Raw genomic sequence first — 14168 nt, 5'->3', positions numbered from 1 at the left:
TCGGACAGTTTCCGGCGCAGACTCACGATGGCCGGCACCCTGGCGGGTGCCGGCCATCGTGAGCGGTGTGTCCGATCAGAAGAACGCGGGGCGGAACGTGGTGGCCCACGACTGCTTGAAGCGGTCCTGCCAGTAGTCCCACCAGTGCGCGCCGTCCGGAGTGATGTGCGTGGTGAGGTGCACGCCGGGGACGGTGGCGACGCGGGCGATGTACAGCTGGGAGCTGGTCGACGCCGCGACCTCCAGCGGAACCATCTGGGCGAACTTGACGGGGTTGAAGCTGCCGCTGCCCGGAGTCAGGCTCGAGTCGTACTTGCTGCCGACGCCGGTCCCGGAGGACACGTACACGTAGTGCCCGGCCAGGTTGCCCGCCGACAGGAACGGGTCGTTGGCGAACCACTCGCCTGCGGGGTAGAAGCCCCACATGTTGGTCGGGTTGCCGCCCATCTCGGCCACCGAGGCCTGGATGCCCTGGGTGAAGCCGGGCATGGTGACGGTCGGGTAGCCGCTGTAGGACGCGACCGCCTTGTAGAAGCTGGGGTGCCGCGAGGCCAGGTTCAGGGCCGCGGTCCCCGACATCGACAGGCCGGCGATGCCGTTGCGTCGGTTGTCGCTGTTGTGGTGCTTCTTCATGTACGCGGGCAGCTCACGCGTCAGGAAGGTCTCCCACTTGTTGACGCCGAGCTTCGGGTCGCGCTGCTCCCAGTCGGTGTAGAAGCTGCCGCCGCCGCCGAACGGGATCGCGACGTTGGTGCCCTTGCCGACCATCCAGCTGTCGACCTTGGTGTTCTGCAGCCAGCCGCTGGTGTTGTTCGGGGCGCGCAGGCCGTCGAGCAGGTAGAGCGTCGGCTTCGGGCCGCTCCCGCCGCCGTCGACGATGCGGACCGGGACTTTGCGGTGCATCGCGTTCGAGTACACGTACTCGGTGGTGCCTGCGGCCTGTGCCTGCGGCGTGACGGAGACTGCGGTGCCGACGAGGGTCGCCAGGGCGGCGATCGCGATCGTCAAGCGCTTGCCGACGCTCTTTCGCATATGAATCCTTCGGTCTGTTCGGTCGCGGGAGCGACTGTCGTGTCACCGGATCGGGGCCGGAGCGGTGCCCCGATCTCGATCCGTGAGCCGATCGGCCCGAGTCGCCGCGGGTCGATCGACCCGCAGCACCCCCGCACGAGTGGTGAGATTAACGGACTCCCGACGCTGCCGCAAAGGCAAGAGGGCGGTTCGGTGCTGGTCGTAGCCGTTTCGGGACCCGTTTGCGGCGGTCAGGTCACAAATCGATAAACCTCGCGGGATTTGTCGGCGACGGCGCCGGATTCAGGCCATCCGGACGTAGCCGTCATCGCCGAGCTCGTACACGGGGTCCGCGCCGGTATTCGCGTAGCCCTCCTCGCGGAGCGCAACGCGCTGATTCTTGAAGGTCGACGTGCGGGCCAGCGCCGGCACCACCCGGAGGTACAGCGGCACCGCGTAGTGCGGTAGCCGGGCGCGCAGCTCGGCTGCGACCAGCCGGGGGTCGAAGTCGTCCTCGACGACCACCGCGGCCATCCCGGCGCGACCGTCGGCACCCGGCACCGCCACCCCGTAGACCACCGACTCGGCGACGCCGGGCACCGCGTTCAGTGCGGCCTCCACCTGGGTGGTCGCCACGTTCTCGCCCTTCCAGCGGAAGGTGTCGCCGAGGCGGTCGACGAAGGCGACGTGCCGGAACCCGACGTCGGCCACCAGGTCGCCGGTGTTGAAGTAGGAGTCGCCGTCCTTGAGGGCGTCGCGGACGATCTTCTTCTCGGTGGCGGCGGGATCGGTGTATCCGTCGATCCGGGCCAGCCGGGTGATCTTCCCGAGCAGCAGTCCGGGTGTGCCCTTCGGGACCTCGATCACGCGGCCGTCGGGGCCGCGGACCGGCAGTCCGGTCGCTTCGTCCGCTTCGACCACGATGTACGGCAGGGGACAGAAGCCGACGGTCTTGCGCTGATCGAGGATGTTGACGAACCCGATGTTCGATTCGCTCGCGGCGTAGAACTCGACGATCCGGTCGATCCCGAACCGGTTGGCGAATTCGTCCCAGATCTCCGGGCGCAGGCCGTTGCCCGCGGCCAGCCGGATCGAATGCGCGCGGTCGGTGGGCCGGGGCGGCTGAGCCAGCAGGTAGCGGCAGAGTTCGCCGATGTAGCAGAAGGCCGTCGCCTCGTTCTCGATGGCCTCGTCCCAGAAGCGGCTCGCCGAGAACTTCGGACTGATGGCCAGGCAGGCGCCGGCCGCGAGCGCCGTCGCGACACAGACCGTCAGCGCGTTGTTGTGATAAAAGGGCAGCGTGACGAACAGGACGTCGTCGGACCGCAGCCGCAGGCCCATCGAGAATCCGTTCATCGCGGTCTGCCAGCGCCCGTGGCTCATCACGCTGGCCTTGGGCCAGCCGGTGGTACCCGAGGTGAAGATGTAATACGCGGGGTCGTCGGCTCGCACATCCGCGGTCGCGCGCGGGTCCGCTTGCACCGCGGGATTCCGGGCCGCGAGCGCGGAGCCCCGCGCGTCCATCTCGGCCAGGGCGATCGGATCGGTGTCGACGCCGGTGAGGGCGCCGAGTTGCTCGCCGCATTCGTCGTCGTGGAGTACGACGAGCCGGGCGCCGCGGCGGTTCGCGTCGTCGAGCACACCGAAGCTGTGATCCAGGGCGTCGCCCGGCTGCGTGTGGTTCACCATTCCCGTCACCGCGCCGAGCTTGACGATCGCGAGCATCGCGATCACGCATTCCGGACTGTTGTGCGCCATCACCGCGACCACGTCGCCGCGGCGGACCCCGTGCTCGGCCAGCACGGCCGACCACCGGTTGGCGCGGCGGTTGCACTCGCCGTACGTGTGGACGGTGCCGCCGGTGCGGAGGAAGGGACGATCGGGATGGCGTGCCGCCGCCGCGGCGAAGGCCCGGCCCACACTCCATCTCCGGTGTTCGTCGAAATGAATGAGCGACGGCCGTTGCCGGGCCAGGACCGGAACGTCGCGCAGCAGCCCCAGGACGCCCCGCGCCATCGACGCCCAGGTGACGGGATCGGCTGCCGCGGAATGAACGGTCGGGGTCGGTGCGGCCACGGGTGCCTCCTCGTCAGACGAATCGTGCGTGTCGTCTCAGTATCGGGCCGTGCGCGCCGCGGCGTGGCGAGTTCGGTCGCCGCGGGACGTCCCCGCTCTCGCCCGGTGCGCGTGGGACTTCCGCCCGTCGGCGGCCCCGGCCGGCGCGGGTAGTGTCAGTCCCGACGGCCTGTGCGATGGGCCACACATCTTCGCGGAGAGGACGAGTCGGGTGTTGAAGCAGACGCAAGCGGCGGACGCCATTGTGGTGGGCGCGGGGTTGGCGGGACTGGTCGCCACCTACGAACTGACCAAGGCGGGGCGCACGGTGGTCGTCGTCGATCAGGAGAATCGACAGAATCTCGGCGGCCAGGCGTTCTGGTCACTGGGTGGACTCTTCCTCGTCGACAGTCCCGAACAGCGTCGGCTCGGCATCAAGGACTCGCCCGACCTCGCTCTCCAGGACTGGATGGGATCGGCCGGCTTCGACCGCGACGACGAGGACTACTGGCCGCGGCAGTGGGCGCGGGCCTACGTCGAGTTCGCGTCGACGATCAAGCGGCAGTACCTGCACGATCTCGGTCTCCGTTTCACACCGGTGGTCGGATGGGCCGAGCGCGGGGGCGGATTCGCCGACGGCCACGGCAACTCCGTGCCGCGGTTCCACCTCACCTGGGGCACCGGGCCCGAGGTGGTCCGCATCTTCGCCGAGCCGGTACTCGAGGCGGAGAAGCGGGGACTGGTCACCTTCGCGTTCCGGCACCGGGTCGATGAACTGATCGTTGAGGACCGTGCGGCGGTCGGGGTGCGTGGGCGGGTCCTCGAGCCCACCGACGCCGAGCGCGGCGTACCGAGCTCTCGCACCGAGGTCAAAGACTTCGAGCTGCGGGCGGGGGCAGTGATCGTCACCTCCGGCGGCATCGGTCACAACCACGACCTCGTCCGCGAGAACTGGCCCACCGAGCGGCTCGGCCCCGCGCCGGAGTTCATGATCGCGGGCGTTCCCGACTACGTGGACGGACGCATGCTCGGGATCACCGAGGCCGCGGGCGGAAACATCGTCAATCGCGACCGGATGTGGCATTACACCGAGGGCATCATGAACTGGAACCCGATCTGGTCCGACCACGCCATCCGCATCATTCCCGGCCCGTCGTCGCTGTGGCTCGACGCGAACGGAAATCGTCTCCCCGCGCCCAACTTCCCCGGTTTCGACACCAACGCCACCATGAAGGCGATTCTGGACACCGGCTACGACTACTCGTGGTTCGTCCTCACCAAGTCGATCATCGAGAAGGAGTTCGCGCTGTCGGGATCCGAACAGAACCCCGACATCACGGAGAAGTCGCTGAAGACCGCGGCGAGGAGCCGCCTGGCCAAGGGGATGCCGGGGCCGGTGGAGGCTTTCACTCGGCACGGAGTCGACTTCGTGGTCCGCGACAATCTCTCGGATCTGGTGGCCGGGATGAACGAGATCGGCCGCGGCGGCCACGTCGATCTCCAGTCCCTCGAACGGCTCATCTCCGCACGAGATTCACAGGTAGAGAACTCCTACAGCAAAGACGCGCAGATGATGGCGGTGCACAATGCGCGGAACTACCTGGGCGACAAGGTGGTCCGCGTCGCCAAGCCGCACCGTCTACTCGATCCCGCACACGGCCCGCTGATCGCGGTGCGCCTCAACATTCTCACCAGGAAGACGCTGGGCGGTCTCGAGACCAATCTCGACTCGCAGGTGATGCGTCCCGACGGCAGCGCCTTCGACGGTCTGTACGCCGCGGGCGAGGTCGCCGGCTTCGGCGGGGGCGGCGTTCACGGCTACAACGCGCTCGAAGGAACCTTCCTCGGCGGCTGCATCTTCTCCGGGCGCGCCGCGGGACGGGCGGTGGCCCGACAGTCGCGCCTCTGACCGCCGCCGTCCCGGCCGGATCACGCATCCGGCCGGGACGGGGCCGTCGGTCAGCGCTCGTGCCGGCCCGGCTGATCCTGGTCGGGGGTGCGGTAGCGCTCCACGTCGGGCATCGGGCGCGTCGGATCGGCGAACGGATAAGGCGAACCGGACTGCGCGCCCTCAGATCCCGGGATCGGGGCGAATCCGTCGGCGGGAGCCCCGAACGACTGGGTCTGGGCCTCATCCATCGGTGACGAGATCGCACCGTAGCCGCCGATGGCCTGGGTGGACGGCTCCTGCGGAGTCTGCGGCAGCACCGTCGTCGTCTCACCGGCGGAGTACTGCTCGTACGGCCCGCCCTGCGGCGTCGGAATCACCGTGGTCTGGGCCTCCGGGCTCGCGGCTTCGCCCGCACCACCGTCATCCGGCGTCGGCTCGTCGCCGCGGGTCTGGTCGGCGTCGTCCGGCCCGTCGCCGCGTCGGCGCCCCAGCCACACCAGCACGGCCCAGGCGATCAGGAACAGCGCACCGAGCACACCGAGGATGATCGGCGTGATCGTGCCACCCCACTTGAGCTGGTCGAGGTAGCTCTGGGCCCGCTGCGCCTGGTGCGAGACCGTCTCGTCGTTCCACTTGAACGTGCCCTTCAGCGCATCCATGCGGAAGTCGCGGACGGCGCGCGGCGAGTCGTCGCTGTCGTCCGGCGACTTGAAGTACTGCTCCTGGTCCTCTTCGCCGTAGACGATGGTGCCGGTGACGGGCTCCACGTACACATTGCGCGTGGCCTTGGCGTAGCGGTGCATCGTGACGATGTCGTTCGGCTTGACGCCCTTGCCCTTGATGCCCCACCACTTGGCAGGCATGTCCAGGATGGTGCCGAGCGGTGCGTCGCCCTGCGGATTCGGGAGATTCGAGAGGTCGGTCTCGGGAACGTCAGCGACGAAATGGTAGGTCTTGACGCCGTCGATGGTCTTCTCGCCGACGTACTTGGCGATCGCGTCCTGACGGGTGGTGGTGTCGTAGTAGTAGTACTCGCGCTTGCCGACGTCGAATCCGAACTTGTACTGGAAGCCCTTGCGGTCCTCCAGCTTCACCGAGGCCTCCTCGACGTTGCCGCCCTCCGGGACCGCCTCCAGCTGCAGTTCGCTCACTGCACCGTTGGGCGCGGATGTCTTGCGATTCACTGACACTCGGTCGACCGTCGCGTTCAGCAGGCCGTCGTTGCACTTGCGGTCGGCGTCGCTCGACGCCATCGTCGGGTCGCTCTCCTTGCCCGCGGCGTCGCGGACGCGGTCGATCTGGACCGTCTGGCCGGACTGCACCGTCGCCTGGTCCTTGTTCGACGGCTCGACGATGACCGACCGCCGCTGCTGCGTCAGATGAGCCTCGAGAGTCGCAGCCTTGGACTTGGTGACCGAGCAACGGTCGAAGATGGTGGCCGGGAAGCGGTTCGCCGAGTCACCGTCGGTGGGAACGGTGGTCGCGACCGACGTGATGTCGAGGTCGAGGGGCACCACCTTCAGCCTCGGCACCAGGTAGGTGGGGACGGCGATGGCCGCGACGATGCACGCGACGCCGAGGAAGGCAAGCAATGCCAGCGCGGCACGTTTCATATCGGGTCGTCTCCTCTGTATCGGTCGATCTGCGTGCTTCGGTCAGCTCTTCGTCGTGTCGGACGCCGGCCGGCGACCACGTCGGTCGCGTTCGGCTTCCTTCATGATTCCCGCCATGTAGCCGTAGATCTCGCGATCGGAGATCGCCTTCCAGCGCGGAGCCAGCAGCTTCATGTATTTCTCTACATACAACAGTTGTTTGCCGACGAGCACCAACTCCCGCGGAAGCCGCGCGTCGTGGGCTTTCGCGACTGCGGCGAGCCGGCGCCCCAGATCGGTGTACGACATCGAGGCCATGTCGGTGGCAGACAACGGTGCGGCCACCTTCTCGATGTCGGCGCCGCCCTGGGCCGTCGACCCCGGATTGTGCACCGCGCCCAACAGGAAGATCGCGCGTCCGGCGGCATCGTAGTCCTGTTTGACGATGAGGTCGACGACCAGTTGCCGGAGGATGCGGCGGGTGCGCGCGTCGAACCGGCCGACGATGCCGAAATCGAGCATCACCAGCTTCCCCTGGTCGTCGACGAGGACGTTCCCCGCGTGCAGATCGCCGTGGAACAGTCCGCCGTGGAATGCCGAATCGAGAAGTGAGAGGAGCAGATTGCGGCACAGTGCCACACCGTCGTGCCCCGCGGCCCGGACGGCGCGGACGTCGTCGATCCGGGTGGCGTGGATCCGCTCCATGGTCAGCACCCGAGCGGTGGTGAGCTCGCCGTACACGCGCGGGACCCGGACTCGGTCGCCGAAGGGACCGGGCTGCAGACATTCGAACCACTCGGCCATGGTGGCGGCCTCGTTGCGGAAGTCGAGCTCGGAACCGAGTCCGTCGGCGAAGTCCTCGACCACGTGGCGCGCGCTGAGCATACGGCCGTACTCGGACATCTCCACGAGCCCGGCCAGACGTTCCAGAATCGCGACGTCGGGCGCCAGCCGGTCGGCGATGCCCGGTCGCTGGATCTTGACGACCACCTCTTCGCCCGATGCCAGCGTCGCGGTGTGGACCTGGGCGATCGAGGCCGACGCGATCGGTACCGGATCGAACTGCGCGAAGACCGCTTCGGGCTCGGCGCCGAGTTCTTCGACGAAGACCTGCCGCACCAGCGCGGGGTCGGCCGGTCGGACTCGGTCGAGCAGGGTCTCGAATTCGTCGGCCATGGTGTTGCCGAACACTCCCGGGCTGGACGCGATCAGCTGACCGAGCTTCACGTAGGTGGGACCGAGGTGCTCGAACGTCCGGCGCACCTCATGGGCGACGTCGGAGGTGCCCGGCGGGCGCCCGCGCAGCAGTCCGGTCACCGCGCCGAGCGCCAGCCGCCCGGCGCCGGCCGCGGCGTGGCCGGCGGTGGTGGTGAAGCGGGTGACCTCGGTGACCGCCGAGACGCTGGGCAGGCCGGGGCGTGCCTGCGCGCTGGGGGATTCCTGATTGGTCATCACAGTTGCCCAAGTGTAGTGGGCGAATGGGCGCCGACCGCCGGGCCGACGCGGCGGTCGTCGTGTCGGGGTCGAGGCAGGGGGCCACTAGTGCTCCGGCTCACGGCGGCGTAGTCTCGACCGCATGTTTTCGATCGACAGTCGATAACCTGTCGATCGCCTTTCGTTGGGAGCTCAGCATGGTCGAGGAGAGTCGCGCCGACCTCGTGGTGGTCGGCGCGGGTGTGGCGGGGCTGACGGCTGCGCTGACGGCTGCGGCCCGCGGGCTGACGGTGACGGTGCTGACCAAGGGGCGTACATGGGCGCAGCCGGGCGCGGAGCACTCCGCGTCCACCTTCTACGCGCAGGGCGGCATCGCGGTGGTGGAGCCCGGGAACCCCGGCGACTCGGTGGCCCTGCATCTGGCCGACACACTGGCCGCCGGTGCCGGACTCACCGATCCGGTGGCGACGGAGCCGATCCTGGCCGGGGGCTGGCCGGCGGTGACCCAGTTGGTCGGCTGGGGCGCGGAGTTCGACTTGGGGGCCGACGGCCGGTTCCTGCGGACCAGGGAGGGCGGCCACAGCGTCCGTCGCATCATCCACGCAGGCGGCGACGCCACCGGCGCGCGGGTGCAGCAGGCGCTCGCCTCCGCGGTCGCCGCGGCGCCGATCCGAGTCATCGATCACGCCTCGGCCACCGCGATCCTCACCGGCGACGGTCGCGCCGCGGGGCTGGAGTTCGTCACCGCCGGCGGTCGCGGGGTGGTCCGGGCGCCGGCGGTGCTGCTCGCGACCGGCGGTCTCGGTCACGTGTACTCGGCCACCACGAACCCCGCTGCGTCGACCGGTGACGGTGTGGCGCTGGCGCTTCGGGCCGGAGCACAGGTCGCCGACCTCGAATTCGTCCAGTTCCATCCCACCATGCTGTACGTGCCCGGGGCGCGGGGCAGGCGCACGCTGGTCAGCGAGGCCGTGCGCGGGGAGGGCGGCGTGCTGGTGGACGACCACGGCGCCCCGGTGACCGCCGGCGTGCACCCGCAGGGCGATCTCGCCCCGCGGGACGTTGTCGCACGGGCGGTCACCGCGGCGATGCGGCGGACCGGTCGGCCGCACGTCTGGCTCGACATCTCGGGAGTGGAGGACTTCGTGCGCCGGTTCCCGACTGTCACGGCCGGTGTGCGGGCCTCGGGGCTCGACCTCGCGGGCGCGCGGCTGCCGGTGGTCCCCGGCGCGCACTACCTCTGCGGAGGTGTGGTGACCGACAGCGACGGTCGTACCAGCGTGCCGGGTCTGCTCGCGGCCGGGGAGGTGGCGCGCACAGGGTTGCACGGCGCCAACCGGCTGGCGTCCAACAGCCTTCTCGAAGGGCTGGTCATGGGCCGGTCGGCGGCACTGGCGGCGGTCGAACTCGCGGCGGTCGAGCCGCCGCGAGTGCCGGCCTGCGCGCCGCCTGTCCTGCCCGCATGCGACAGGATCGAGTTGCAGGACGCGATGTCGGAGGCGGCCGCGCTCGACCGGAACGCCGAGGGCCTGGCGTCGGTCGGTGCGCTGCTCGAGGCCGCACCCCTTCGCGGTCTCGCGACCGTGGCCGACATCGAGGACGCCAACCTCACCCTGGCGGCGCGTGCGGTGGTCGCAGCCGCGCTCGAGCGCCGGGAGTCGCGCGGCTGTCACTACCGTTCGGACTTCCCCGGGAGCGAGGAGGCGCCGCAACCGCGGTACTTCGCCCTCGTCGAAGGCCGGATGCGCAGCGTCCCGCGCCTCCGGCCGGTGACCTGTGCCGGATCTGCCGAGCCTATGGCCAGTGTCGGAGGGGCTCCGTAGACTCGATCGGGGAACTCACGGGAAGGTGATGTGCAATGCGCGGTGGTGGTTGCTGGTCGTCGATCGTCGCCACTCCCGATGAGCGCTGCGCACTGCATCTGACGCCCTCCCACGATTGGCTCGTGGCCTGCGTGCTGCCCGCCGGTCATGACGGCGCCCACGGATCCGACGGCGCGCAGAGCCATTCCGGTCGCCGTCGCTGGCTGATGTGGGACGACTACGCGCGCGGTGCGCAGACCCTCGCCGAGGAGTTCGAGTGTCCCTCGCAGGCTCTCGACGGTGCGCCGTGTCTGTTCTTCGCCGGTCACGGCGGTCCGCACCGGTACGCCGCGCCGGTGGGCCGCGACTTCCCGGCCGAGCCGGTCGTGGACAGCGCGCCCGCACCGGCGCCTGTGCCGGAGCCTCGGTCCGCCCCGGCATCACCGCCGCCGCTGCCGCCCGAGGACGAGTCGTTCAGCGTCTCGGCGCTCGACGATCTCTTCGCGGGGATGCCCAGCCTCCGGGATCTGCCGACCACGGATCTGCTGGTCTTTCCCGAGAGCAGTTTCCACCCGGCCGCACCCGCCTGGCCGCAGTCGCGCGGTGACTACGTCGCCGAGCACCGTCCGGACGGTCCGCGCGCGCCGGAGGCGGTGGTCTCCGGTCCCGCGCGCTTCGAACCGGCGGAGCAGGTGATCGATGCGGAGGTGGTGGAGGCGCCGGACGCCGAACCGAAGCGGGGGCGTCGGCGGCGGCTGCGTGAGGACGCGGATCCGGCACCTCGGCCGGCCGAGGCCGGCCGCAGCAGGCATCGGGCGGCGCACGATGCGGAGGACTCCGCCGGTGCGGCCACTGTGGACCCGAACATGCTCGAGGTCCGGCCCGGCGCGGCCTTGGTGCTCACCACCCCGATGGTCGAGGTGATCTCCTCCAGTTGGGATCCCGTGCGGATGGGCATCCCGGTCGCGCGCCGACCACTGCCGGGCGACTCCGACGTGTGGTCGGTGGCGGAAGTCGTCGAAGACGCGGCCGCGCACGTGCGGTCGCTTCCCGAGGCCGCTCAAGACGGCGAGGTGTCGGCGGCGCTCCTCGATGTCGCCGAATCGCTGGGCCGTCTCGCGGACGCGCTCAAACCCTCCCGCTGAATCGACTTCGGCCCGTCGCCGGATTTTTTGGCTCCCGCACCGTTCTGTCAGCCCGGTCCGGGAGCCAAAGTTTTCGTGTACCGCATGCCCTCCTGAAATTCGATACCCCTAGGGGGTAGACGTACGCCGAAATTCGGAGTAGAACTGTGACTGAGATACCCACAGGGGGTATCGAAGGGAGGCGGGATGACCACCGACGAGACGGCGACCGCCCGCGACCATGCAGGCGGCGGGCACACCGGCCACGGATACCTGCCCGAGAAGGACAAGTTCATCCGTCGACTCAAGCTGATCGAGGGTCAGGCCCGAGGTCTGCAGCGAATGGTCGAGCAGGAGGCGTACTGCATCGACATCCTCACGCAGGTGTCGGCGATGACCAAGGCGCTCGAGTCCGTGGGGCTCGGGCTGCTGCACGACCACATGAACCACTGTGTGGTCGAAGCCGCACGCGAAAGCGACGAGGCCGCCGCGGCCAAGGTCGATGAGGCCATGAAGGCCATCACCCGCCTGGTCAAGTCCTGACCGCGGGCGCGTCCGTTTCCCGACAGACGACATCAACCAGATCACACGAATGAGGAGAGAATCCATGAGCACCACCACCACTGTCACCGTCACTGGCATGACCTGCGGCCACTGCGCAGCTTCGGTCCGGGAGGAGATCTCCGAGATCGCAGGAGTGGAGAAGGTCGACGTCGATGTGGCCAGCGGTCGCGTCGACATCACCAGCGCCGCCCCGCTCGATCCGGCCGCCGTCGGCGCTGCTGTCGCCGAGGCCGGCTACCGGGTCCAGTGACCGCGTCGGCGAGACCGGGCGTGCGGATCGCCGCATTCGCCGCCGGTCTCGCGGTGGTCTTCGGGGCGATGTTCGGCGTCGGCCGGGCCGTCGGCCCCTGGGACACCGCGCCGCAGCCGTCCCACGGCACCCAGATGCAGCACGACCAGGAGGGAACGCACAGATGACGCAGCCGATCGCCGCCGACCGGGAACTCGATCTGGAACTGATCGGGATGACGTGCGCCTCGTGTGCCAACCGGATCGAACGCAAACTCAACAAACTCGACGGAGTCACCGCCACCGTCAACTACGCCACCGAGCAGGCGCACGTGGAATACGACGGCGACGTGACCTCCGACGACCTCATCGAGGCGGTCCGGGCAGCCGGATACGACGCCGAACCGGTGCGTCCGGTGGCCACGGACGCCGAGCAGGCCGACGAGGATCCGGCGCCGTCGCGGGCCGAGGCCGAGCTGACCGCTCTGCGCCAGCGGCTGGTCGTATCGGCGGTGCTGACGGTTCCGGTGATCGCGCTGGCGATGGTCCCCGCATGGCAGTTCACCTACTGGCAGTGGCTGTCGCTGACCCTCGCGGCACCCGTGGTCGTGTGGGGTGCGCTGCCCTTCCATCGGGCGGCGCTCGCCGGAGCCCGGCACGGCACCACCACCATGGACACCCTGGTCTCGGTCGGCACCCTCGCCGCTTTCGGGTGGTCGATCTACGCCCTGTTCTGGGGTGACGCCGGCGTGCCCGGCATGACCCACGGCTTCGACTTGATCGCCTCCCGCGGCGACGGATCGTCGAACATCTACCTGGAGGCCGCGGCGGGAGTCACCACCTTCCTGCTGGCGGGCCGCTATTTCGAGAAGCGCGCCAAGCTCCGCGCGGGTGACGCGCTGCGCGCGCTCGCCGAAGTCGGCGCCAAGGACGTGACCGTGCTGCGCGACGGTCGGGAGGTCACGGTTCCGATCGGTGACTTGCAGGTCGGAGAGCGATTCGTGGTCCGGCCGGGTGAGAAGATCGCGACCGACGGCCGGGTGGTCTCGGGAGCTTCAGCTGTCGATCAGTCGATGCTCACCGGCGAGTCGATCCCCGTCGAGGTGGCGGTGGGAGACAAGGTCGTCGGCGGCACGGTGAACGCGCACGGCCGCCTCGAAGTGGAGGCGTCGGCGGTCGGCGCCGATACCGCACTCGCCCACATGGCGAAGATGGTCGCTGACGCGCAGGCGGGAAAGGCGCAGGTGCAACGATTGGCCGACCGGATCTCGGCGTACTTCGTCCCGGTCGTGATCGCGATCGCGGCGGGCGTGCTCGGTTTCTGGCTCGGTGTCGGCGGCGGTGTGACGCTGGCGCTGACGGCCGCGGTGTCGGTCCTGGTCATCGCCTGCCCGTGCGCGCTCGGTCTCGCGACCCCCACCGCGCTGATGGTCGGGACCGGCCGGGGAGCCCAACTCGGCATCCTGCTGAAGGGGCCCGAGGTGCTCGAGTCGACTCGCCGAGTCGATACCGTGGCGCTGGACAAGACCGGCACCGTGACGACCGGCGAGATGGCCGTCCGCGACGTGATCACCGCCGACGGCGTGGATGCGGACGACCTGCTGGCGCGGGCCGCGGCGGTGGAGTCCGGGTCGGAGCACCCGATCGGCCGCGCGGTCTGCAAGCACGTCGCCGAACTCGGGCTCGAGGTTCCCGAGACGGCGGACTTCCGCAATCTCGCCGGTGCGGGCGTGACCGCGTTCATCGACGGACTGCGCGTCACCGTGACCGGTCCCCGTGACGTCCCCGTTCAGCTCGGTGAGCGGATGCGTGAACAGATCGCCACGGCCTCGGCGGAGGGGGCGACGCCCGTCGTGGTCACCTATCTCGACGCGGTGGCCGGCGTGATCGTGGTGGCGGACACCGTCAAGCCCACGTCGGCGGCGGCGATCGCCGAACTCAAGCGGATGGGGCTGCGTCCGGTACTCCTGACCGGCGACAACGACGGTGCCGCGCGGCATGTCGCGGCGCAGGTCGGCATCGACGAGGTGATCGCCGATGTGACGCCGGACGGGAAGGTGGACGCGGTCCGCCGCCTGCAGGAGTCCGGCCGCGTGGTCGCGATGGTCGGCGACGGTGTCAACGACGCCGCGGCACTGGCCTCGGCCGACTTGGGGTTGGCGATGGGAACCGGCACCGACGTCGCTATCGAGGCGGGCGATCTCACGTTGGTGAGCGGCGACCTGTGGGCCGTGGTCGACGCGATCGCGTTGTCGCGCAAGACACTCAGCACCATCAAGGGGAATCTGTTCTGGGCGTTCGCCTACAACGTGGCGGCGCTGCCGTTGGCCGCCGCGGCTCTGCTCAATCCGATGATGGCGGGTCTGGCGATGGCCTTCTCCTCCGTATTCGTCGTCGCCAACAGTCTGCGGCTGCGCGGATTCCGGTCTCGTCGCGTCTCCGCGTAAGCCGTAGCGGATGGCGGCGA

At 69.5% G+C, this 14168-nt stretch carries 11 protein-coding genes; 7 read left to right on the top strand and 4 right to left on the bottom strand.

The features are described from left to right. Window positions 1-75: 75 nt before the first annotated feature. The gene (locus P5P27_RS18485; RefSeq protein ID WP_062367230.1) at window positions 76-1032 is read right to left on the bottom strand and encodes an alpha/beta hydrolase; all 957 of its coding nucleotides are present in this window, start codon (window positions 1030-1032) and stop codon (window positions 76-78) included. Between the two features lie 282 nt (window positions 1033-1314). Continuing rightward, window positions 1315-3087 (bottom strand): long-chain-acyl-CoA synthetase, encoded by a 1773-nt coding sequence (locus P5P27_RS18480; protein WP_278125461.1) that lies wholly within the window; start codon window positions 3085-3087, stop codon window positions 1315-1317. A 211-nt stretch (window positions 3088-3298) separates the two neighbouring features. On the opposite strand from P5P27_RS18480, the gene P5P27_RS18475 reads away from it, so the two are divergent. Next, on the top strand, window positions 3299-4975 hold the full coding sequence (locus tag P5P27_RS18475; protein WP_006896892.1) for an FAD-binding dehydrogenase: 1677 nt from the start codon (window positions 3299-3301) through the stop codon (window positions 4973-4975). A 50-nt stretch (window positions 4976-5025) separates the two neighbouring features. Here the strand turns inward: P5P27_RS18475 and pgfA are convergent, their stop codons facing one another. Together pgfA and P5P27_RS18465 are read right to left on the bottom strand one after the other, a co-directional pair. Beyond that, window positions 5026-6570 (bottom strand): cell envelope lipid trafficking protein PgfA, encoded by a 1545-nt coding sequence (pgfA, locus tag P5P27_RS18470; RefSeq protein ID WP_006896891.1) that lies wholly within the window; start codon window positions 6568-6570, stop codon window positions 5026-5028. 42 nt (window positions 6571-6612) lie between these two features. Next, window positions 6613-8001, bottom strand: a complete 1389-nt coding sequence (locus P5P27_RS18465) for an ABC1 kinase family protein (RefSeq protein WP_006896890.1) — start codon at window positions 7999-8001, stop codon at window positions 6613-6615. Between the two features lie 179 nt (window positions 8002-8180). Here P5P27_RS18465 and nadB point away from each other — a divergent pair, with 179 nt between their 5' ends. From nadB to P5P27_RS18435, 6 genes are all read left to right on the top strand, one after another. Then, the gene (gene nadB / locus P5P27_RS18460) at window positions 8181-9806 is read left to right on the top strand and encodes an L-aspartate oxidase (protein WP_278125458.1); all 1626 of its coding nucleotides are present in this window, start codon (window positions 8181-8183) and stop codon (window positions 9804-9806) included. A gap of 35 nt (window positions 9807-9841) precedes the next feature. Continuing rightward, on the top strand, window positions 9842-10930 hold the full coding sequence (locus P5P27_RS18455; RefSeq protein ID WP_278125455.1) for a hypothetical protein: 1089 nt from the start codon (window positions 9842-9844) through the stop codon (window positions 10928-10930). 186 nt (window positions 10931-11116) lie between these two features. Continuing rightward, window positions 11117-11452 carry a metal-sensitive transcriptional regulator gene (locus P5P27_RS18450; RefSeq protein WP_006896887.1) on the top strand — a complete coding sequence of 112 codons (336 nt, stop codon included), beginning with the start codon at window positions 11117-11119 and terminating at the stop codon, window positions 11450-11452. Window positions 11453-11516: 64 nt separating this feature from the next. Then, window positions 11517-11723 carry a heavy-metal-associated domain-containing protein gene (locus tag P5P27_RS18445; RefSeq protein WP_006896886.1) on the top strand — a complete coding sequence of 69 codons (207 nt, stop codon included), beginning with the start codon at window positions 11517-11519 and terminating at the stop codon, window positions 11721-11723. 20 nt (window positions 11724-11743) lie between these two features. Continuing rightward, the gene (locus tag P5P27_RS18440) at window positions 11744-11890 is read left to right on the top strand and encodes a hypothetical protein (protein ID WP_169317718.1); all 147 of its coding nucleotides are present in this window, start codon (window positions 11744-11746) and stop codon (window positions 11888-11890) included. After that, window positions 11887-14148, top strand: a complete 2262-nt coding sequence (locus P5P27_RS18435) for a heavy metal translocating P-type ATPase (RefSeq protein WP_278125451.1) — start codon at window positions 11887-11889, stop codon at window positions 14146-14148. The genes P5P27_RS18440 and P5P27_RS18435 overlap by 4 nt, the downstream gene beginning before the upstream one ends. Window positions 14149-14168 lie beyond the last annotated feature (20 nt).

The organism is Gordonia sihwensis (assembly GCF_029632925.1).
GTDB lineage: Bacteria > Actinomycetota > Actinomycetes > Mycobacteriales > Mycobacteriaceae > Gordonia > Gordonia sihwensis.
Note: the sequence above shows the minus strand (reverse complement) of the source record. Positions and strands in the feature narration are given on the sequence as shown.